Consider the following 20,813-nt stretch of genomic DNA (forward strand, 5'->3'; position numbering starts at 1 on the left):
TTGAATAAGTCAGTGATGCGCGATACACTATTGGCGCGCGCCAAAAGGGTGAAAGAAGAGCGACGTGAGCCCATTCAGGCAGGTGCGCTGAAGAGAAAGGTTCAATGATGAGCGGAAAATCCAGGAACACCGAAAACCCGAAATACTCCAAATTGGTCGTGGGGGTGTGTCCCGACCAGTGGGGAGTGTGGTTTGCCGAAGATGACAAGCAGATCGAGCCACGCCAGGCGATGAAGGAAATGGCCGAGGCAGGCTTTGAGATTCTTGAAACCGGACCGTGGGGATACTTCCCGACTGATCCCAAGGAGCTGACCAAGTGGACTGATGAATTTGGCTTCAAGGTCGTCTCAGGTACAGGGTGGGGCATCCTGCACAAGAAGGAAGCATGGCCAGAAACTGAGCGCCATTTCCGTGAGATGGCGGAAACGGCTGCCGCGGTGGGCGCCGAATACATGGTGCACCTGCCTCCGCTGTACCGCGATGATAAGACGTGGGAATGGACGGATGATCGTGTGCTGGATCCAGACACCTGGAAGCTCTACATCGAAAACGCCAACAAGCTGGGACAATTGCTGCTTGATGATTATGGTCTGAAAATGGTGCTGCATCCGCACGGCGATTCCCACATTGAGACCCCCGAAGAGATCTACCGCATATTCGATGCCACCGATCCTCGGTATGTCAACCTCTGCCTCGATACCGGACACATCGTCTACGGCGGAGGCGACCCGATCGAAATGATCAAGAAGTACCCCGAGCGCATTACCTATGTGCATATCAAGTCCTTCGACATGGACATTGCACGTGAAGCCCATGAGAAGGATTGGCCATTTGGCGAGGCGGTCGCGAAGGGAGCAGCAGTGCGTCCACCTGCCGGCGCCCCCGACATGGTTCAGCTCATTGACGCGCTCTCGGAACTTGATCGAGAGATCTACTGCGTGTGCGAGCAGGACATGTACCCGTGTGCACCTGATTTCCCGCTGCCCAATGCCATTAAGACGCGCGAATATCTGGCCTCCATTGGCCTTGGCACGCTCTAGCAAATCGGAACAAATAGGAGGAAGACGATGACCGTGCGAATCGGTGTGATTGGTTGCGGCGGAATGGGGCGGGCCCATGTCGAGCGCATCATCAATGACTTGTCAGGGGGGCAGATTGTTGCAGCCGCAGATGTCAACCTGGAGGCCGCGCAGCAGGTCGCAGATGCGGTTGGTGGGACAGCGTATGCGTCAGGCCAGGAACTGATTGCAGATCCGAATGTTGATGCAGTGCTGATTGCCACCTTCGGCCGTGTGCACGCCCCCGACGTGATCAACGCGATCGAAGCTGGCAAATATGTACTCTGTGAAAAACCGCTGGCGACGACTACCGAGGACTGTCTGGCCATTATGGACGCCGAACAGAAGGCAGGTAAGCGCCTGACTACCGTGGGATTCATGCGCCGCTTCGATCCTGCCTACAATTCGATCAAGGCTATTGCCGATGCCGGTGAAAACGGTCCGATCCTCATGGTGCACAACAGGCATCGCAACCCGAGTGTGCCAGAGAACTACTCATCGCGCATGCTCATCGATGACACGGCAATCCACGAGATCGACACCATGCGCTGGATGACGGGCGAAGAAATCGTGGAGGTTCGCGTCGATCCGGTACGTCAGACCACCAAGGCGCGCGAGGATCTGCATGAGCCCATCGTGTTGGTCATGTACACAGATACCGGCATTCGCCTCGATGATGAAGTTAACGTCAGTCTGCAGTGGGGATACTCCATCGAGTGTGAAGTCGTCCTGGAGACGGCGGCAGTGCGCCTCGGAGATCAGGAGGGCATCCACATCCGCGACATGGCTGGCAACCGTAATCCGATCTGTCGATCGCACATTGATCGCTTCCAGACAGCGTTCAACGCGGAAGTACAGGCGTGGATCAACGCAGTAGCGCGCGATGAACACACTGGATCGACGGCGTGGGACGGGTACGCGGCAACTGCCGTTGTCAACGCAGCACTGGAATCGCAGGAAAAGGGCGGGGAGGTTGTTCGAGTCAGCATGATCGACAAGCCTGATTTCTACGCCTGAGACAGACAGTGGGGCGCTCACCGGATCTGTTTATACCTGGGAGCGCCTCGCTAACTCGCCGCGCTATTGAAGTTCGTGTGTAAAACAGCTACATTGGAACTATCGATTTAACGCGCGTTAATGCAGGACCGACAAACGGAGTCAGATCCTTACACCGCACATTTTTCACATCGAAAGGGACGCAATGGTTCACATCGCACTTGATCCGAACATGTATTACCGCTCCATGTCAACGGCTCAGACCCTGCATAAGGCTCGTGAGCTTGGTTTCAACTACGTCGAGCTATCACCCAACACAGAGTTCCACTTTTGGCAGCGCCATCCGAAGTGGGATGACGACCTCATTGACGAGCTCAAGAAAGCTGAAAAAGATACGGGAGTGAAGATCGAGACTCTCAACCCGGTCTTTAACTGGTCATCTGTTGACGAACAGGAACGTCAGGCGCAGGTGCGCAACTGGCGCTCCCTGCTCGAAGCTGCTGACCGCCTGGACGTGCGCAAAATAGTCTCCGAGTTCTCCGGCAACCCCAACACCCTCGTCCAGTGTGAACACCAGTGGTACAAGTCGATTGACGAGCTGTCTGGTGACTTCGAAAAATACGGCATCCAGCTGGCGATGGAGCCGCACCCTTACGATTTTGTCGAAACTCACGACGAGGCCTATTCCATCATCCGCGGCGTCAACAAGGACTGGATCGGCTACGAGTACTGCGGGCCTCACACATTCCATATCTCCGAAGGCAAGGGCGACATCGAACGGATGATCAAACACTGCGCACCGAAGCTGCGCGAGGTGCACGTGGCCGATGCCTACAACCGCGCGGCCAATGACGGTAACCGCTACATCGTCAACCCGCCCGGTGTTGACGCCCGAGTCCACCAGCACAATGAAATCGGCCAGGGCGAGGTCAACTGGAGCGAACTGTTCGACGCACTGCGCGAGGTCAACTTCGATGGAGTCTTCTCCGTGTGCATCTTTGGGTGGCATGAATGGGCCGATGAGATGAATACGCGGGTCTTGGAGCGTCTGCGCTCCGAGTTTCCGGATGCTCGATAAGCTGGAGGACAGTCCAGACTCACAGGAAGGCCCCCGCATGCGGATCACACAGACAGATGTTGCTCGCATGGCGGGGGTTTCCCGTCAGACAGTCTCGCTGGTTGTCAATGATGATCCGAGAGTGGCGCCCTCGTCACGCCAGGCAGTCCTCAAGGCGATAGAAAAGAGCGGATATCGCGTCAATGCGACAGCACGCTCCTTGGCGACAGCATCCAGCGGCGTCATCGGAATGCTGCTCCCGAACCTCAACAACCCGTTTTATGCCGTGTTGGCTCAGCAAACGCGCGAGGCGTGCGACGCTGAACGCCTGGGGCTGTTTATCGCCACCTCCGATTCTGCACGCGAAAAATCCGCGATCGAACGCTTCCTTGACTTCGGGGTCGACGGATTATTGCTCGTGTCGCCGCGCCATAAAGCTCACGAACTGGCCGCATTGACACGGGGAACACCCGCTGTGATCCTCACAGCCTCGTCAGCGCCTGCCGGTATCGATCTGGTTCGCGCAGATGACGAGGGCGGGAGTGCCCTCGTCACCGGGGATCTGATGGACGAGGGATACGCACCCGTTATCCATATTTGTACCGACATCGATATGGAGAGTGAAACGGCCTCACTGAGGCAGGCGGGGTACGCGTCAGTCGTGACATCACGCGGACAGGACGTGCTGACCCGTGTGGTCTCAGATCAGGACATCGTCACCACCGTAAAGGACATCATCGCTCGGTATGGCTCAGGCTTTGGAATCGTTGCACACAACGATATGACGGCGTTCCGCGTCATCTCTGTCCTGCTGCAGGCAGGGCTGACGATCGGCCAGGATGTTGGTGTGGCCGGATTCGACAATACATATTTGGCACGTTTCCCTGGAACCGAATTGACGTCAGTGGATCAGGAAGCTGAGCAGCTCAGTAAGCTGGCTGTTCGGCTGGTATTGGAACGCCGCGAAGGCCGGACTGATGACGTGGAAATAGCAGTGCCGACCAAGTTGGTCAAGCGTGCATCGACAAGCAGGGGAGAAGTCACATGAAACCGGTTCGGCAAGCTGATGTCGCCAAAGCGGCAGGCGTTTCACGCGGACTGGTCTCCCTCGCACTGTCAGGCTCTGGCCGCGTAGCGCCAGAGACCGTGGAGAGAATCCAGAAAGTCGCGCGAGAACTGGGCTATAGCCGAAACTTCACGGCCGCGACTCTGGCATCAGCTCGAAGCACTCTGGTGGGCGTGGTGCTGCCCAATTTGCGCAACCCATATTTCGAATCGCTCGTCTCCGCCTACCAGAATGAAGCAGATCGGCGCGGTTTGCTCACCTTGGCCGCGACAGCTGCCGGGCATCTGGGGCGTCTGGAGCGGTTGCTGGACCAATTCGATCAGTTACGTGTGCGTGGCATCATCCTGGTCACCCCCGATCAGGACTCCCAGATCTACCAGTCGATTGCCGAACGCTACCCGGTTGTTGCCGCCGGTGTTCCCTTGACGCATGAGCTCATCAGCACGGTTCATATTGATGAATTCAAAGCAGCGCGCCTGATTGCGCACCACGCGGTCGACACCGGCTGTACGCAGGTGGTGTACGTGACAAATGATCAGACCGATGCGTCTACACGCTATCGTCTTGCTGCCATCGAGCAGGAAACAGATGCGGCTGGGCTGCAACTGGAGCACTACACGATCCGCGATGGGCGTTTAGGAGAACTGACGTCACGCGAGGCGACGTGTTATCTGGTTCAAAACGATCTGATGGCCATCGATGTTGTGGCGTATCTGAAGGCATCTGGCGCCAGGCCGGGTATTGACTTCCCGGTCATGAGTTACGACAACACCTATCTGGCGGAGAATCCGCAGTTCCTCCTCACCTCGATCGACCAGGAGCCGGCGCAGCAGGCGCAGCTGAGTTTTGACCTGATCGAGGCAAACCGGCAGGTCGGAACCGAACGCGTCGTTGAGCCGCGTCTGATCGTGCGTGCCTCCTCACGCAACCTCGCCCGCCCGTAGTGCGACTCACTTTACGATTCGCCTTGACAGTTGTGAGAACAAACCATACTATTACTCGTAGTTAACGCGCGTTAGCGTATGAATAGCGCCGTTAATTCACCGCTTGCGTAGCTCGGGGCGGTGACTCACCAACAGATGATCGACGAGGGAGTCATGATGAATGGTCACACAATTTCAGTAGCTGTTATCGGCGCAGGAATGGCTGGTCGCACGCACGCCAACGCGTGGCGGCAGGCCACGACTATCTACGATCCACATAAGCTGCCGCAGCTTCGATATGCTGCAATCTGCGATGCCTATGAGCCATTCGCGCAAGATGCCGCACGCGCATACGGATACGACAAGACCGTCACTGACTGGCACGAAATTGCAGAAGACCCGGAAATCGACGTGGTCTCGATCGTTGTCGCGAATGCACTGCATCGTGAAATCGCCCTGGAACTGATCAAGGCCGGAAAGCACGTCCTGTGTGAGAAGCCCTTGACGGACAACCTCGACGATGCCCGTGCAATGGCAGAAGCTGCTGCTGCGGCCGACGTCGTTACAGGCGTTGGGTTCGGATACCGTCGCCAGCCTGGCATCGCTGAAATTGCCAAACTGGCCGAGGATGGAGCGCTGGGCGATATCGTCCATTTCACCGGTCGCTACACCTGCGACTACGGAGCCGATCCGAACACCCCGATCGCATGGCGGTACAAGGGGCCGATGGGGTCAGGCGCCCTCGGAGATGTGGGGTCACACCTGATCGACACCGCGGAATTTGTATGCGGGCAGATCAAGTCCGTTTCGGGTGCCGCATTCGCCACTGCGATTACCATGCGTCCACCGGCAGTGCAGGGTGTGTCCGGAGGTCGAGGGATTTCCACCGATGCGAAGGCAACCGAAAAGGTGGAAAACGACGATGCGGCCATCTTTACCGCGCACTTTGAATCCGGCGCGGTCGGATCGCTGGCGGTGTCACGCATCACTGTGGGCGATCCGAACCAGCTTGAATTCGAAGTCAGCGGCACGAAAGCCAAGGCAGCCTTTGATATGTCACGCGCAGCAGAAATCAAGCTGGCTGACAACGCAGGAGCGCGCGGCCTGACAGGATCGCGCCGCATACTGGTGGGACCCGACTTCCCGTACTTTAAGGATGGCTCCTCGATGGCGTTCGCAGGCGTCGGTGTCACCCAGATCGACCAGTTCACCTACCAGGCACGCGCATTCCTTGACCAGGTTGCCGGCATCGACGAGGGACTTCCCGAGGTTCCCGGATTCGACCACGGCTACCGCGCCATGCGTATCCAGGCAGCTGTCGCAGAATCTGCCGCGAATGGCGGCGCCAGCGTCGACATCAAATAGTCACAGTAATTCTCAACGACCGGAAGGAACACCATGTCTTTAACACTGAGCTTCTACACGCAGTGCCTCGGCTCCTACCCGTTGGCAGAGGCACTCGATATCGCCAAGTCAATGGGATTGAACGGTGCCGAGGTCAACGTCGGCGGCTTCGTACCCAGCCCGCACGCGCATGTGGATCTGCTTCTGAGTTCGCAGACGGCACGCGACGAATACCTCGGCATCTTCGCTGACAGGGAGATGAAACTTGCCGGACTCAATGCAAACGGTAACCCCGTCAACCCTTTGCCCGACGTCGGTCCCAAACATGACTACGACCTCAAGCGAGCCATCAAGTTAGCTGGTCTGCTCGGCGTCAACGAGGTTGTCACAATGTCGGGCGCACCCGGCTCTGATTCCAGTGCACGCTATCCCTCGTGGGTGGTCAACCCGTGGGACGGTGTGTATGGGGAGGTGTTGGAATACCAGCTGGATGTCCTTGCCGACTACTGGAAGGAGATGGATCAGCGTGCTGGTGACGCAGGCGTGAGGATCGCCTGGGAACTTCACCCACACAATACGATCTTCACCCCACACGGATTCCTCGACTTCGTCGAGCGTACAGGTGTGCGCAACATTGGTGTGAACTTGGATCCTTCCCACCTGATGTGGCAACAGATGGACATCCTCGCGTGTATCGACCTTCTTGGCAAACACATCCTGCACGTCCATGCCAAGGACACGAAGATCGAGTCTGGCGTGGCAACCAAGGGCGTCTTGGATACAGGATTCGGCCATTGGCCGGAAAACGAGGACGATCGTTACCCCAGTGCAATGGCACACTGGTGCCAGGTCTGGCCACAGGATCCGGCATGGCGCTTTGTCTACCTCGGTGGTGGCAATGACGTCAGCTTCTGGACGCAGTTCTGCCAGGCAGTCGCCGCGATCAACCCGGATATGAATGTCTCCGTCGAACATGAGGACAACCAATACGACATGGTCAAGGGACTCGAGATGAGCGCCCAGACGCTGATCGAGGCCGCCAAGGGCCTGTGAGACTGACTGATCACGGAACAAAGCCGAGCATCGTCACTAAATGTAGTGACAAATGCTCGGCTCTGTCGTACACTGGAAGTGTCCAAGCTGAATAGCACGACGAAGTGAGGAGAAAGGTCATGGCAGTACACGACGTTCTAACCGTTGGCCGCAGTGGCGTGGATGTTTACCCCCTTCAGGTGAACACGCCCCTTGATCAAGTAAAGACGTTCCAAAAGTTCCTCGGCGGATCGCCCATGAATGTCGCGGTGGCAGCGGCAAAACTGGGTGAAGATGCGGCAATCCTGACAGGTGTGGGCGACGATCCATTCGGAAAGTACGTTCGCGACGAAATGCGTCGTCTGGGCGTCAGCGATGAATTCGTCATCACTGATCCTAACCTGAACACGCCGGTGACCTTCTGTGAGCTGGTTCCCGACGCGCCATTCTTCTTCTACCGTGAGCCGTCGGCTCCGGACCTGCAGATCAAGACTTCCGATCTGCCCGAGGAGACCGTGAAGAACTGCAAGATCTTCTGGTTCAGCGGCACCGGCCTGTCGGAGGATCCTTCCTACACCACGCACATTGACGCACTGAAGATGCGCGGCCACAAGCCATACACAATTTTCGATATGGACTGGCGGCCCATCTTCTGGGACGACATTGAACTCGCTAGACAGCGTTACGCCGAGTGTCTCGAATACACCGATGTGGCAGTGGGTAACCGCACCGAATGCGAAATTGCAGTAGGGGAGAAGGACCCCGAGCGTGCTGCAGATGCACTCTTGGAACGCGGCGTTAAGATCGCCATCGTCAAGCAGGGACGTGATGGCGCACTGGCCAAGACGGCCGACGAGCGCCTGGTTGTGCCTGAACTGCCGTGCGTGCCCATGAATGGCGCAGGTGCTGGTGACGCATTTGGCGGCTCGCTGGTGCACGGTCTGCTGCAGGGCTGGGATTTGGAGAAGATCATTCAGGGCTGCAACGGTGCCGGTGCGATCGTGGCAGCGCGTCTGGAATGCTCCACGGCAATGCCGACCGAAGAAGAAATCTGGAAGGCAGTCAACGCAGGAACGTGTGACGTTCTGAACGAAGACAACTGACTCAACTCAGTCAATATGAGACGGTGGGCTAGCGGCCGATTTGCTTCGGCTCTGGCCCGCCGTTTCGTATGTCCTCCGAACAGCGGATCGGTAGACTCCCTCGGTAATCGATAGTTTGTACGTTCAATTCCATTTACAAATGTTACAAATGAGGATAGAATTGATGTACGGTCCGGAAAGCACAATCCGGTGCGTCGGCAGTGAGAAGTGTCTGAATCCAATGGAGGAAAAATGTCAGAGGCAATTCCAGAAACGATGAAGGCTGCGGTACTGCGTGACCCTGCCAAAGGCATGCAGATAGAAACGATCAAGACGCCTAAACCACGGAGCCGAGAAGTTCTGATCAAGGTCGCAGCATGTGGCATGTGTCATTCCGATCTGCATGTTATTCACGGCAAAATCGCCTTCCCGTACCCGTGCGTACTCGGCCACGAAGTGACCGGAGAAATTGTTGAGGTAGGCCCCGACAACGACCACACTGACCTGGAAGTGGGGCAAAAGGTCGCCGGAGCATTCCTGATGCCGTGCGGCCAGTGCGATCACTGTGCAGAAGGCCGTGATGACCTGTGCGACACGTTCTTTAACCTCAACCGTTTGGAAGGAAAACTCTACGACGGTCAGACTCGACTGTTCGGCACCGACGGCGAGGAAATCGCCATGTACTCGATGGGCGCGCTGGCTCAGTACTGCGTCATTCCGTCGACATCGATTGCCGTTCTGCCTAACGACGTTGACCTTGTCCCAGGCGCGATTCTGGGGTGCGCGGCGATGACGGCCTACGGTGCGGTGCGCCGCGGAGCAGACCTGCGCTTTGGTGAAACTGTTGCCGTCGTGGCGACCGGAGGCGTTGGCTCCAACATCATCCAGATCGCTAAGGCATTCGGCGCCAGCAAGATCATCGCGATTGACGTGGCCGACGACAAGCTCGAAGCGGCCAGGCAACTGGGTGCCACGGACGTTGTGAATTCCACCAAGGAAGATGTTCACGACGCAGTCTTCGCACTCACCGACGGCAAGGGCGTCGACGTTGCATTCGAGGCACTGGGACGTCCCGAAACATGGGAGTCCGCACTGAATGCTCTGTCAGATGGTGGGCGGATGGTGCCGATTGGGCTGGGCGCCGGTGTGCAGACCGCGGGCGTTGAAATCAACCGCACGGTGCGCCGCGGACAGTCTATTCTCGGCTCCTATGGTGCACGTACACGAGTTGATCTGCCCAAGGTTGTCGAGATGGCCGCCAACGGCTACATCAACTACTCGCAGATCGTCACCAGGCGTTTCTCGCTCGAAGATGCAGGCAAGGGCTATGACGAATTGGCTGTCGGCAACATTCAGGGTCGTGCAGTGGTCGACATGTCGTTGTGACACCAGACATCGAAAAGGCTGTGGGATCATTTCGATCCCACAGCCTTTCTGTATAACGTCAGGTTTAGCGTGTACGCTCCGTTCGGTAACGCCAGCTCTGTGAATAGTTTTCCTTCATTTCCTCTTCGATCTCTTCAAGCGACTTGCCGGACGTTTCCGGCATGAAGAAGTAGAGCCCGAGCAGAACCAAAGCGTTGATACCCGCAAACACTGCATATGTCACCATTCCGCCGAGATTCGCCATGAGCCAGGGGAATGTGGTCGTCAGGATTGCGTTTGACACCCACAGGCAGAAGACGGCAGTGCCATTCATGAGACCGCGGAAACGAGCGGGGAACATCTCGCCCATCATGGTCCAGCACACGACACTGTTTCCGGACTGGACGAAGAGCATGAAGATTCCCATGCACCCGAGAACTCCGTAGGCGGCGATGGGATCCGGCAGCGTTCCAGCTTCAATATGAGGTTCGATCAGCGTGCCGAACAGGATTGATATCAGGAGCAGTGAAGCCGCGATGCCCGCCACGTTCCACGCCAGCAGTCCGCGACGAGAGAAGCGATAGATCAGGTAAAGGCCCAGCGATGACCCGGCGACAGACAAGATTCCATTAAGAACCTGGGCGGTAATGGCTACAGCTGTTGACATGCCGGCAAGTTCGAGGACCTTCGGCGCGTAGTACATAACGGTGTTGACGCCGGTGAGCTGGTTGCCCACTGCAATGAGGATGCCGATCGCCAGGAGGCGTCGAAGCCACTTGGTCCGGATCATCTCACTCCATGTGCCCTTCTTTATATGGACGTCACGCTCGGTCGCGGAAACCATTTCTGTGAATTCCTTTGAACGCGGCTCGTCGCGATCATCACGAACCCGCTTAAGAGCACCGGTTGCTTCAAGGTACCGCTGATTTGCCGCGTACCAGCGCGGCGACTCCGGCATCAGACGCATACCCAACCACAAGGCGATTGCGGGTATCGTGCACAGAACAATCATGAAGCGCCATCCGGACCCGTTTCCGGACGTGAGAGTGAGCGAATCTGCCCACGCAATCAGGTCTGACTGAGCGTTGAGAGTACAGCTAGCACTGACCTGTTCCTTGAGGTAGATCCACGAGGAGATGTCCTGCCAGTTGTATGTTCCGGGCTCGATGCAGCCAAGCGGATCGGCCTGCACCGTCAGCTTTGGGCCGCCGAGAACCTGATTGATGACGGCGTTGAATGCGAACGCAGCGAGCTGACCAGTTACGATCATCAATTGGTCAATTGCGACGATTGTTCCACGAATTCTTCTGGGAGCCGTCTCAGCAAGATATACCGGTACGGTTGCTGATGTCCCTCCGACGGCCAGGCCAAGGATAAATCTGGACACGTACATGAACCACAGGCTGGGAGCGAGGGTGACCATTAAAGCGCCTGCCAAGAAAAGAGCGGCGAGCAGCATGATGTTGTGACGGCGTCCGAATCGGTCAGAAAGTCGTCCGCCCAACAGTGCACCAATTGCCGCACCGATGAGGAGGGTCCCGCCGATCCATCCCTCCTGGATGGTGTTCAGGTGCATTCCGCCTGCATCCCACGGCAAATGCATGTAGGGGAGAGCTCCGGAAATCACTCCCGTGTCGTAGCCGAACAGGAACGAACCAATGGTCGCTACGGCTGCAACGCGCCTATACCGCGGTGTTTACCTGATGCTGGAGTTTTCTCGACAAGGTCCTCGATCTCACGAGGCGAAAGCTGAGGCGATTGATTAGTCATGTATCCACTCTCTTCGTTGTGAGTCGCATTCTCGAATATTGTGCGAAGTACAACATCTATGTTAACGCGCGTTAATACCCGATAGGAATGAGAGTAGCACACTCTTGTAAGCTTCGTAACAGTCTTGTCATGATATCTGGAGGTTTTGGCGGCAGAAAGTTCTGCAAAAGATCGTATTCGCACACTAATGTCGTCACAAATGCTTGAAGAAACAAAGGGGTTTGTGTGAATTGGTCTCAGAGGTGATAGATTGCCTGCGACGAAGAGGTGTGTACTCGCATGTAAGATCTACCATTATTTGTGAGGACAAAGCGATGTAGGGAGGTGAAGTCAGTTGGATCTGTCAGCGGGAGCGTGGATCGTCCTAGCGATCGCGTCGATATTTGTAGGTCTGGGTAAGACTGCTCTGCCTGGAGTGGTCAGCGTGGCTGTTGCAATGTTTGCGGCAGTATTACCGGCAAGGGAATCGACGGCCGTCCTGCTGATTCTGTTGCTGGTAGGGGACATAATCGCGGTGTGGGTGTACTTCAAGACATGTGACTGGCGAACCCTTTTTCGGCTGATCCCATCTGTCATCATCGGTGTGGCTTGTGGTGCGGCATTCCTGTACTTCGCCTCCGACACGGTTGTGCGTCGCTCCATCGGAATTATTGTCCTGGCACTGACATTCCTCACGCTCGCGCTCATGCACGCCTATGGGGAGAAGATGAAGAAAGCGGTCGCACGAAGCGGCGTGCGCGGAATCTATGGCGCGTTAGGTGGTTTCACGACGATGTCCGCGAACTCGGGTGGGCCCGTCATGTCGATGTACTTTTTAGCCTCCGGTTTTGATGTTCAGAGGTTCCTGGGAACCCAGGCGTGGTTTTTCTTTCTCATTAACCTTGTCAAGCTGCCGTTTTCAGCAGGAATAGGCCTGGTAACGCGTGAGGTTGTGACAATAGCGCTGATTCTGGCTCCCGTCGTCATTGCGAGCTGTGCCGTTGGCAAGCTGGTCGCCAACAGGATCAATCAAAATGTCTTCAACGCCATTGTTATTGTCCTAACTATTGCTTCTGCGGCATATCTACTTGTGTAGAGGATCTCGCAAAGACCTGTCATCTGTCGTCGATTCGGTGCCGAAAGACGCCGAATCGGGGTTTAATGTCAGAACAAGCCGTGATAGGATCGTGGGATAGAGGCACAACGGGATAGCCAACGCCGGTTGTTCATGACAATAAGGAAGGTCTTATTATGGTCAATATTGGTCTCATCGGTGCGGGACGCATCGCACACGTGCATGCCAACACCATCGCTGCCAACCCCAACGCACAGCTTGTGGCAATTGCTGATCCGTATCAGCCGGCAGCGCAGGAACTGGGTGGGCGATTCGGCGCAACGGTTCTGTCCGACGCGCAGGACCTGTTCGCCCTCGACAACCTAGACGCAGTCGTCATCTGCTCCCCGACACCGCAGCACCCACAGCACATCATTGCCGCCGCCAAAGCCGGCCTGCCCGCACTGTGCGAAAAGCCGATCGCCCTGGATTACGAGGCAGCTAAGCAGCTCGAGAAGGACCTCGAAGGCCTCAACCCGACCATCATGCTCGGATTCAACCGCCGCTTCGACCCGTCCTTCGCCGCGATCAAAGCCCTCGTCGATCGGGGTGAGATCGGCCAGGTTGAGCAGGTGACCATCACCTCGCGTGACCCCGAAGCTCCCAGCCCGCAGTACGTGGCCACCTCAGGCGGCATCTTCAAGGACATGACGATCCACGACTTCGATATGGCGCGCTTCTTCCTCGGCGACATTGTCGAGGTATTCGCCTACGGCCAGAACTTCGACCCGGAGATCAAGAAAGCCAACGACTTCGACGCAACAATGATCCTGCTGCGCAACGCCAACGGCGTTGTCGCGACCATCATCAACTCGCGCCACTGCGCCCCCGGATATGACCAGCGCCTGGAAGTCTTCGGTGCCGACGGTGTGCTCAATGCCGACAATGTGCGCGCCACAACCGTTGAGCTGTCCACTTCGAACTTCTCCGCATCGAAAGAGCCTTACCTCAACTTCTTCCTGGAACGCTACGCCCAGGCATACAGCAATGAGCTCAACACCTTCCTCGACGCGATTGCACACGGCCAGACACCGACCCCGAACGTCACCGATGGGATCAAGGCGCTGCAAATCGCTGAAGCAGCACAGGAATCCGCTCTGACCGGCACATCCATTACATTGTCCTGAATCGCCCGCATATCCACACGACATGAAAGGTTGACACGATGAAAATTGCAGGAGCCCCGATCAGCTGGGGTGTATGTGAAGTTCCAGGCTGGGGATACCAGATGAGCCCGGAGCGCGTCCTAACGGAAATGAAGCAGATCGGTCTGACCGCCACAGAATTCGGCCCCCAGGGATGGCTGCCGCTCGAAGCAGAAGCCCGCGCCACCGAGGTCGCCAAATACGAACTCGACGTCGTCGGTGCATTCTTCCTGGCCATCATGCATGACCCTGAAACCGACCCGATTCCCGCCGTCCAGAAAGAACTCGATGCGTTCGAGGTCGCAGGCGGCAAATACTTGATCCTCGCAGCTGACTCCGGCGTTGAAGGCTATGACGAGCGTCCAGTCCTGGACGAAAAGGGCTGGGAAACACTGTTCACCAACCTTGACCGTATCTCAGCCGCATGCGCCGAGCGCAACGTGATCGCGTGCCTGCACCCGCACTGGGGCACCATGGTGCAAAACGTTGACGAAGTCGAGCGCGTCCTGGACAACTCGAAGGTCGGCCTGTGCCTGGATACCGGCCACCTCGCCTGCGGTGGCGCAGACGTAGTCGAACTGGTCAACAAGTACGCCGACCGCGTCGACATCGTCCACGCCAAGGACATCCACAAGGAAATGACCGACAAGCTTCTGCCCGGCGAACTCACATGGAGCGAAGGCGTCAAGGCCGGCATGTTCGCACCCATTGGCGAGGGCGACATCGATTTCGCCGAGATCGTCAACAAACTCGACGAAGCCGGATTTGACGGATACTACGTCCTGGAGCAGGACATCATGATCGATGAGGAACCACCGGCAAACGGCGGTCCCGTCGTTGATGTCGAGAAGTCGCTGGAAGCACTCAAGACTCTCGACAAGTAAGACGAGTCTATTCATGAGGCGTCTCGCGCTGTCTGGCGAGGCGCCTCATGAGCGTCTAAGGCGCGATGGTTGCGCCTGTCGTCTCCCTTTCGATCAGAGATGGCGACACGACCACATGGTGTGGCTCCCCGTCCGGATCCTCCATCCGCTCCAGCAAAATCGACGCCGCGCGCGTCCCCATTTCCTCCACGGGCTGCGAAATCAAAGTCACCTGAGGTGACACCATTGTCGTCCAGTCAGCATCATCGGTGCCGATCAGTGACACATCCTCGGGCATGCGCCGCCCACTTTCCTGCACCGCCCGATACACACCCATCGACAGCACGGCGTTCGCCGCGTAGATAGCGGTCGGCGGGTGGGCTCGAGCCAAAGCGGACGCGGTCGCCTGGCGGGCTCCTCCGGCGTGAATATTCGTCTCCACCAGCTGCAAACCATGACGATCGCGATGCGCCTCCGTCCATGCGGCCTGGAAACCCAGATAGCGGTCAAACGTGGTGGAAGCTGCAGACGGACCAAACAAACACAGAACACGCTGGTGGCCGCGTTCAATCAGATGATTCGCAGCCAACCGGCCGACAAGAACGTTATTCAAGAGCACCGAGTCACCCTCGTACGATCCGACACGCCGGTCAACGACGACGGTGGCAATGCGGGCCCGGGTCAGCAGCTCAACGTTCTCATCAGCTTCCGACGCCGCGGTCAGGATCACTCCGCACATGCGCTGTGAAATGGCATTGGCAATAAAGCGGCGCTCGCGGTCCAGATCTTCACCCGTATTACACAACACGATCGACAGGCCGTTGGCGGTGGCGATCTGCTCAATGGAGGCGACCAGTCGCGAAAAGTACGGGTTCTGAATATCCGACACGATGACAGCCCACACATCCGAGCGCTGGCGGCGCAGGGCGCGACCTGTTGAATCGGGGACATAATGCGTGCGCCTGACAGCTTCCATCACCCGTTCAGCGAGGTCAGGCTTAACGGTGCCTGCATTGCTCAACACGCGTGAGACGGTCGCCGTTGACACCCCTGCGGCGCGAGCGACATCGATCATGCGCACGCGTTGGGGAGCATCGATGGATTGATGTTTTCTTTTCATAGTGTCTTTTCCGCAAAATGCCAACCAGTGTTGCTGTCAAGTGTAATGACTGCGCCACTGCAGACCCGTCTTGACGTGGACTGTCAGCAATATTAGCCTAAAATGTAATCGATTGCATGAAAGGCCGACGATGACCACCCCACATCCATTCACTGCTCTGCCCCTCGGCGGGATCGGAACGGGAAACCTGGCGCTCGCTGCGGACGGATCACTCAAACAATGGCAGCTGCACAACATCGGAAATCACACGGGAACGCTACCCGGATCATTCTTTGCCCTACGCATCAGTCAGTGGGAGCCGCCTTTCAACGAACAGTGTGTCCTGATCGCCCAACCAGGTGAGCCGCACGAACCAACAGTCCTGGTCAACGATGATGACGTACCGACTTGGCAGCGCGACCTGCTCGAGGACTTCTCACCGATGGCCAGTGCCTCCTTCGAAGGACACTATCCATTTGGCACCGTGACATTCGATGACGACACACTGCCGGTGAAAGTCACGCTCGACGCATTCACCCCGCTCATCCCGCTGAACGAAGATGACTCCGCACTACCTGCCGCCCTTTTCACCTTCACCTTCACGAACACTGACCCCAAGACCGGGCTCAACGGCTGGCTCGGCGCAGGTCTGCAGAACGCCATCGGTCATGACGGCATGACCAACCCGGTAGGCGTCCACTCACCGCGATACGGCGGCAACGTCAACACCGTCCACCGCGCAGACGGTTGGACCGAACTCACCATGACCAACCCCTCCTTAAACGAATCCGCCCCGCGCGATCCCGGCGCAGGCACCATGAGCCTGAGCGTGTCAGGCACGCGCGTCAGCTCCCTTCCTCAGTGGACTGATCCGGCGCAGTTCATGGACTTCATGGCGACACGCCAGCCGGTGGGCCCCGACGAATGGAACGGTGTTCCAGATGACCTGCCTGACCCGCAGCCCAACGGCATCACAGCGCGTCCCATGCCCAGCCCGTCAGGATCAACATGGAACGGGGGAGTGGTCTCGCAGTTCTTCCTTGAACCGGGTGAAACCACCACAGTGCGCGTCGCGATCACATGGCACTTCCCGAACAGATACGTCAACTTCGTTCAATTTGGAGGCGTACAACCCACCTACGCTCCGGCCACACACTGGCTGGGAAACCGCTACACCACACGCTGGTCGGATGCCTCACAGGTCACCGCGTACGTACACGAAAACTGGGACACCCTCGAACACCACTCACGCGCATGGGTGGATGCCATGACGAACTCTGACCTGGCCGACGAACCGGGCGGCGAAGTCGCAGATCGGATGCTCACACAGGCCGCAATTGTGCGCTCCCCGAGCTACTTCCAAAGTGCTGATGACCGCACATTCGCCTTCGAGGGAGTCCTGGGCGCATCCACGCCGATGTGGGCTGGATTCGTCGGCGGGTCATGTCCGCTCAATTGCACGCACGTGCACGCCTACGCGCAAGCCACAGCCAAGCTCTTCCCACGCATGGAACGCTCCATGCGCGAAACAGAGTTCACCATCACGCAGGCACCCGAAGGATTCATCCCGCACCGCGTCCTGCTGCCACTGGAGACGCCACAGATCTGGGATCGGGAAATCGGAGGACCGGGCGATCCGGCGCTTGACGGAATGCTGTCAATCGTTCTGCGCACCTACCGCGAAGCCCGCTACCAGGCGGGCAGCGCATGGCTGGAGCAGTACTGGCCGAACCTGGTGCGGCTGATGGACTACATCGAAAACACATGGGACCCCGACTCAACCGGACTGCTCCACGGCATTCAGCCCTCCACGCACGACATTGACCTGTGTGGCATTAACTCCTACATGGGAACGTACTGGCTGGCAGCACTGCGCGCGATGGAAGAGATTTCCAAACTTCTGGGCGACGATGAGCGCGCCAGCCACTACCGCGAACGCTTCGAGGCATCCTCACGTGCCTACGATGAGGCGCTGTTCACCGGCGAGTACTACCGCCAGGTCCTCGAAGAAGGGGATCGCGACGACTTCCAGTGGAAGGACGGGTGCCTGTCTGACCAGCTCATCGGCCAATGGTGGGCGCACCAGCTTGACCTGGGATACCTGCTGCCACGCGACCACGTGGTGACGGCGCTGAAGAATGTTGTACGCCTGAACCTACGCACCGGTTTTGACGACTTCGAGCACCCCTACCGCTCATTCGCTACCGGCAAGGAAACGGGTCTGCTGATGTGCTCATGGCCGACCGGTGGGCGACCCGATGTGCCCACACGATACTGCGACGAAGTGTGGACGGGCATCGAATATCAGGTGGCGGCACACTGCCTGCACGAAGGGCTCACCGACGAAGGCTATGCGGTCCTGCACGGACTGTGGGCGCGTTACGACGGCACGACACGCAATCCGTACAACGAAATCGAATGCGGTGACCACTACACGCGCGCGCTGTCCGGTTGGAGCGTCTTCGATGAGCTCACAGGGATCACGTGGAACCAGTTCACCGGCGAACTGAGGATTGCCCGCGAGCCGCGCCGCAGCCTCGTCGTGATGACGGGCACCGGTTGGGGCACGCTGACGCGCGACGAGGGAGGCCTCACACTGACCTGCCTGTACGGCACCATCGATGCCACGACCGTGACCGTGGCAGATACCCTCGTGGCGCCGGAAGGAGTGAACATCTCAGCTGGAGAGAGCGCTAAACTGTCTGCAGCACAGGAAAGTTGATCGAAAGGCGCCCAGTGACATCTGCGAAGCGTGCAGGAATCCCGACCACCATCATTGTCGTGGGGTTGATGCTGTTCTCCATGTTCTTCGGAGCGGGAAACCTGGTCTTCCCTCCACAACTGGGACAGCAGGCTGGAACGAACTACTGGCCGGCGATCCTTGGTTTCCTGTCAACCGGTGTGGTTCTGCCGATGCTGGCGATTATTGCGGTGGCAGTGTCTGGCGCCGGGCTGGGAGATATTGCCAAGCGAACCGGCAAGGTTTTCGCGATGATCTTCCCGGCACTGATCTACCTGTCGATCGGCGCGTTCTACGCGATCCCGCGTACTGCGAACGTTGCGTACGAAATGGGGTTTGTCGGGCCAACCGGAATATCGGGCACAGTGGCGCTGCTCCTGTTCGTCGTGGCGTTCTTTGCTCTGAGCCTATGGCTGTCACTGCGCCGCGCCGGCATCGTCGACGCGCTGGGCAAGTATCTGACTCCTGCCCTTCTGACATTGATCGTCATCCTGGTGATCGTGGGATCCGCGCGCCTGAGCGCTGCTCCCAGTGCGCCGAGCGAGGAATACGCGTCCTCGCCTTTCACGTCCGGCATCCTGGAGGGCTACCTGACGATGGATTCGCTGGCTGCACTGGTCTTCGGGATTGTTGTCCTGCTGTCGCTGTACTCGCGTGGAGTACCCGCGGGGCGCCCCTCCGTCATCGCCTGCATCATGTCAGGTGTGGTCGGGGCAGTACTGCTGGGACTTGTCTACCTGGGGCTGGGGCATCTGGGTCGCTCCGTTGGCCAGCAATTCAACAACGGTGCAGAACTGCTTGCCTACGCTTCGCACGTCGCCCTCGGATCAGCAGGATCGTGGGTGTTTTCCGGAATCGTCCTTCTGGCATGTCTGACGACGGCGGTTGGCCTGATCACCTCGACCGCCTCCTATTTCGCGACCCTGATCCCTGCTGTTGACTACCGAGGGTGGAGCATCATCTTCACCATCATCGGCGCACTGATGGCGAACCTGGGCCTGACCGTCATCCTCGACATTGCGGCTCCTCTCAACGCGCTCCTCTACCCCGTAGCCGTTACGCTGATTTTCCTCACGCTGATCCAGGCCGCACTGCGTTTCCGCCTGGTGTGGGCCTATCGCCTGCCGGTTGCGCTCGCGGCGGTTTTCGCACTCAACGACCTTCTGCGTTCCTTCGACATTGAAATTGGTCGGGCGATCCCCGCCATCATGAAGCTGCCGCTGTATGGTCAAGGACTGTCATGGATCCTGCCAGTTGCCATCCTGGCTGCTATCTGCATCGTGATCGACAAAATCCGAGGACTGCCAATTCAGAGCCCCTCGGAGATTGCCCGCCGGTCAACACTGCTGCATGACCTGCCCGAAACGGGAACTACCGCGTAATCAATCCGGCGTACTCAAAAGCGCGCGCCAGACCATCCTCGTCAACGGGGGAGGTCACCCACGAGGCGATCGCCTTGACGTCTTCGCTTCCATTGCCCATCGCGATACTCGTGCCCACACCCGCCAGAAGCTCACGGTCATTGGGGGAGTCACCGATTCCTACAACGTCACTGATGCTGATTCCAAGGTGACCACACAGCACATGGGCGCCCGTCAGTTTGTGACACTGTGCTTTGAGGATTTCACCGACGCGCGCATCGGCCGTACCCACCGATCCACCGATGATGTCGAAACGCTCATCCAGCTGGCTGCTCATCGCCTCAAATATTCCGGCGCGAGGTGCCAGGAACGCACATTTCGAGGCCGAATCGGGTATCCCGGAGCGCAGGTACGGTTCGATCTGGCGCATATACGGCACCCAGTCGGGATCTTTGCCGGGGAAAACTGACAAATAGTCGGCAGACGGATGCATGGCCTCGGAACTTTGCCACACCCACAAACACTCATTGCGGCTCAGCACCTTGTTGACTGATTCAATGTCCGCACGGTCGATGCGTTCATCTCGGATCACCTGACCATCGACCTCAACGTAGGCACCTGATCCGCCGATTACTGCGGAAAAGCCCAGATCCCACAGCCACGGGTAGATTTCTGGAGTGGATCGGCCGGTGCACATGGCCAGAATATGTCCGGCCTCGCGTGCCTCGCGGCAGGCAGCTTGAGCAGATGGTGGCACGTCCTGCGTCCGTGTGAGCAGCGTGCCGTCAAGATCAATCAGAACGAGTCGAGCCACGGTAC

At 57.9% G+C, this 20,813-nt stretch carries 16 protein-coding genes and 1 pseudogene; 14 read left to right on the forward strand and 3 right to left on the reverse strand.

All coding sequences use genetic code 11. The annotated features are described in order from the left end of the window. Window positions 1-107 precede the first annotated feature (107 nt). The 9 genes from BN3002_RS02960 (at window position 108) to BN3002_RS03000 (ending at window position 9,944) form a co-directional block, all read left to right on the forward strand. Entirely contained in the window at window positions 108-1,040 is a 933-nt protein-coding gene (locus BN3002_RS02960; protein WP_058236875.1) for a TIM barrel protein, read from the forward strand. Between the two features lie 27 nt (window positions 1,041-1,067). Beyond that, on the forward strand, window positions 1,068-2,075 hold the full coding sequence (locus BN3002_RS02965; RefSeq protein WP_058236528.1) for a Gfo/Idh/MocA family protein: 1,008 nt from the start codon (window positions 1,068-1,070) through the stop codon (window positions 2,073-2,075). 184 nt (window positions 2,076-2,259) lie between these two features. After that, window positions 2,260-3,132, forward strand: a complete 873-nt coding sequence (locus BN3002_RS02970) for a sugar phosphate isomerase/epimerase family protein (RefSeq protein WP_058236529.1) — start codon at window positions 2,260-2,262, stop codon at window positions 3,130-3,132. 37 nt (window positions 3,133-3,169) lie between these two features. Next, window positions 3,170-4,159, forward strand: coding sequence for a LacI family DNA-binding transcriptional regulator (locus BN3002_RS02975; RefSeq protein ID WP_074026178.1), 990 nt, complete (start codon window positions 3,170-3,172; stop codon window positions 4,157-4,159). After that, window positions 4,156-5,121 carry a LacI family DNA-binding transcriptional regulator gene (locus BN3002_RS02980; protein WP_058236531.1) on the forward strand — a complete coding sequence of 322 codons (966 nt, stop codon included), beginning with the start codon at window positions 4,156-4,158 and terminating at the stop codon, window positions 5,119-5,121. Before BN3002_RS02975 ends, BN3002_RS02980 begins: the two co-directional genes overlap by 4 nt. Window positions 5,122-5,274: 153 nt before the next feature. Then, the gene (locus BN3002_RS02985; RefSeq protein ID WP_307781414.1) at window positions 5,275-6,465 is read left to right on the forward strand and encodes a Gfo/Idh/MocA family protein; all 1,191 of its coding nucleotides are present in this window, start codon (window positions 5,275-5,277) and stop codon (window positions 6,463-6,465) included. Window positions 6,466-6,498: 33 nt separating this feature from the next. Further along, the gene (locus tag BN3002_RS02990) at window positions 6,499-7,497 is read left to right on the forward strand and encodes a sugar phosphate isomerase/epimerase family protein (RefSeq protein WP_058236532.1); all 999 of its coding nucleotides are present in this window, start codon (window positions 6,499-6,501) and stop codon (window positions 7,495-7,497) included. A gap of 119 nt (window positions 7,498-7,616) precedes the next feature. Further along, window positions 7,617-8,579, forward strand: coding sequence for a 5-dehydro-2-deoxygluconokinase (iolC, locus tag BN3002_RS02995; protein ID WP_058236533.1), 963 nt, complete (start codon window positions 7,617-7,619; stop codon window positions 8,577-8,579). Window positions 8,580-8,834: 255 nt separating this feature from the next. Continuing rightward, window positions 8,835-9,944, forward strand: a complete 1,110-nt coding sequence (locus BN3002_RS03000) for a zinc-binding dehydrogenase (RefSeq protein WP_058236877.1) — start codon at window positions 8,835-8,837, stop codon at window positions 9,942-9,944. A gap of 64 nt (window positions 9,945-10,008) precedes the next feature. Here BN3002_RS03000 and BN3002_RS03005 read toward each other — a convergent pair. Beyond that, a pseudogene (locus BN3002_RS03005) lies at window positions 10,009-11,693 on the reverse strand (MFS transporter). 334 nt (window positions 11,694-12,027) lie between these two features. On the opposite strand from BN3002_RS03005, the gene BN3002_RS03010 reads away from it, so the two are divergent. The 3 genes from BN3002_RS03010 to BN3002_RS03020 all read left to right on the forward strand — a co-directional run bounded on the left by BN3002_RS03010 (window position 12,028) and on the right by BN3002_RS03020 (window position 14,815). Then, window positions 12,028-12,768, forward strand: coding sequence for a sulfite exporter TauE/SafE family protein (locus BN3002_RS03010; RefSeq protein WP_058236534.1), 741 nt, complete (start codon window positions 12,028-12,030; stop codon window positions 12,766-12,768). Window positions 12,769-12,923: 155 nt separating this feature from the next. Continuing rightward, complete coding sequence (gene iolG / locus BN3002_RS03015) at window positions 12,924-13,913, forward strand: inositol 2-dehydrogenase (protein WP_058236535.1); 990 nt, start codon at window positions 12,924-12,926, stop codon at window positions 13,911-13,913. A gap of 38 nt (window positions 13,914-13,951) precedes the next feature. Next, window positions 13,952-14,815, forward strand: a complete 864-nt coding sequence (locus BN3002_RS03020; RefSeq protein WP_058236536.1) for a sugar phosphate isomerase/epimerase family protein — start codon at window positions 13,952-13,954, stop codon at window positions 14,813-14,815. A 55-nt stretch (window positions 14,816-14,870) separates the two neighbouring features. Here BN3002_RS03020 and BN3002_RS03025 read toward each other — a convergent pair whose 3' ends face one another. Next, window positions 14,871-15,914 carry a LacI family DNA-binding transcriptional regulator gene (locus BN3002_RS03025; RefSeq protein ID WP_082628506.1) on the reverse strand — a complete coding sequence of 348 codons (1,044 nt, stop codon included), beginning with the start codon at window positions 15,912-15,914 and terminating at the stop codon, window positions 14,871-14,873. 130 nt (window positions 15,915-16,044) lie between these two features. On the opposite strand from BN3002_RS03025, the gene BN3002_RS03030 reads away from it, so the two are divergent. Both BN3002_RS03030 and brnQ read left to right on the forward strand, forming a co-directional pair. Continuing rightward, window positions 16,045-18,615 (forward strand): GH116 family glycosyl hydrolase, encoded by a 2,571-nt coding sequence (locus BN3002_RS03030; RefSeq protein WP_058236538.1) that lies wholly within the window; start codon window positions 16,045-16,047, stop codon window positions 18,613-18,615. A 14-nt stretch (window positions 18,616-18,629) separates the two neighbouring features. Continuing rightward, a complete protein-coding gene (gene brnQ / locus BN3002_RS03035) occupies window positions 18,630-20,015 on the forward strand; it encodes a branched-chain amino acid transport system II carrier protein (RefSeq protein ID WP_058236539.1) in 1,386 nt (461 codons plus the stop codon). On the opposite strand, the gene BN3002_RS03040 is transcribed toward brnQ, so the two are convergent. Then, window positions 20,005-20,808 (reverse strand): Cof-type HAD-IIB family hydrolase, encoded by an 804-nt coding sequence (locus BN3002_RS03040; protein ID WP_058236540.1) that lies wholly within the window; start codon window positions 20,806-20,808, stop codon window positions 20,005-20,007. The genes brnQ and BN3002_RS03040 overlap by 11 nt on opposite strands. Window positions 20,809-20,813: the final 5 nt, after the last annotated feature.

This window comes from Actinomyces ihuae (assembly GCF_001457875.1).
GTDB classification, from domain to species: Bacteria; Actinomycetota; Actinomycetes; order Actinomycetales; family Actinomycetaceae; genus Pauljensenia; species Pauljensenia radingae_A.

Bases quoted from the DNA above. Each gene is read 5' to 3' on its own strand.
- BN3002_RS02960 (WP_058236875.1), top strand. From the start codon at position 108: ATGAGCGGAAAATCCAGGAACACCGAAAACCCGAAATACTCCAAATTG.
- BN3002_RS02965 (WP_058236528.1), top strand. From the start codon at position 1,068: ATGACCGTGCGAATCGGTGTGATTGGTTGCGGCGGAATGGGGCGGGCC.
- BN3002_RS02970 (WP_058236529.1), top strand. From the start codon at position 2,260: ATGGTTCACATCGCACTTGATCCGAACATGTATTACCGCTCCATGTCA.
- BN3002_RS02975 (WP_074026178.1), top strand. From the start codon at position 3,170: ATGCGGATCACACAGACAGATGTTGCTCGCATGGCGGGGGTTTCCCGT.
- BN3002_RS02980 (WP_058236531.1), top strand. From the start codon at position 4,156: ATGAAACCGGTTCGGCAAGCTGATGTCGCCAAAGCGGCAGGCGTTTCA.
- BN3002_RS02985 (WP_307781414.1), top strand. From the start codon at position 5,275: ATGATGAATGGTCACACAATTTCAGTAGCTGTTATCGGCGCAGGAATG.
- BN3002_RS02990 (WP_058236532.1), top strand. From the start codon at position 6,499: ATGTCTTTAACACTGAGCTTCTACACGCAGTGCCTCGGCTCCTACCCG.
- iolC (WP_058236533.1), top strand. From the start codon at position 7,617: ATGGCAGTACACGACGTTCTAACCGTTGGCCGCAGTGGCGTGGATGTT.
- BN3002_RS03000 (WP_058236877.1), top strand. From the start codon at position 8,835: ATGAAGGCTGCGGTACTGCGTGACCCTGCCAAAGGCATGCAGATAGAA.
- iolG (WP_058236535.1), top strand. From the start codon at position 12,924: ATGGTCAATATTGGTCTCATCGGTGCGGGACGCATCGCACACGTGCAT.
- BN3002_RS03020 (WP_058236536.1), top strand. From the start codon at position 13,952: ATGAAAATTGCAGGAGCCCCGATCAGCTGGGGTGTATGTGAAGTTCCA.
- BN3002_RS03025 (WP_082628506.1), bottom strand. From the start codon at position 15,914: ATGAAAAGAAAACATCAATCCATCGATGCTCCCCAACGCGTGCGCATG.
- BN3002_RS03030 (WP_058236538.1), top strand. From the start codon at position 16,045: ATGACCACCCCACATCCATTCACTGCTCTGCCCCTCGGCGGGATCGGA.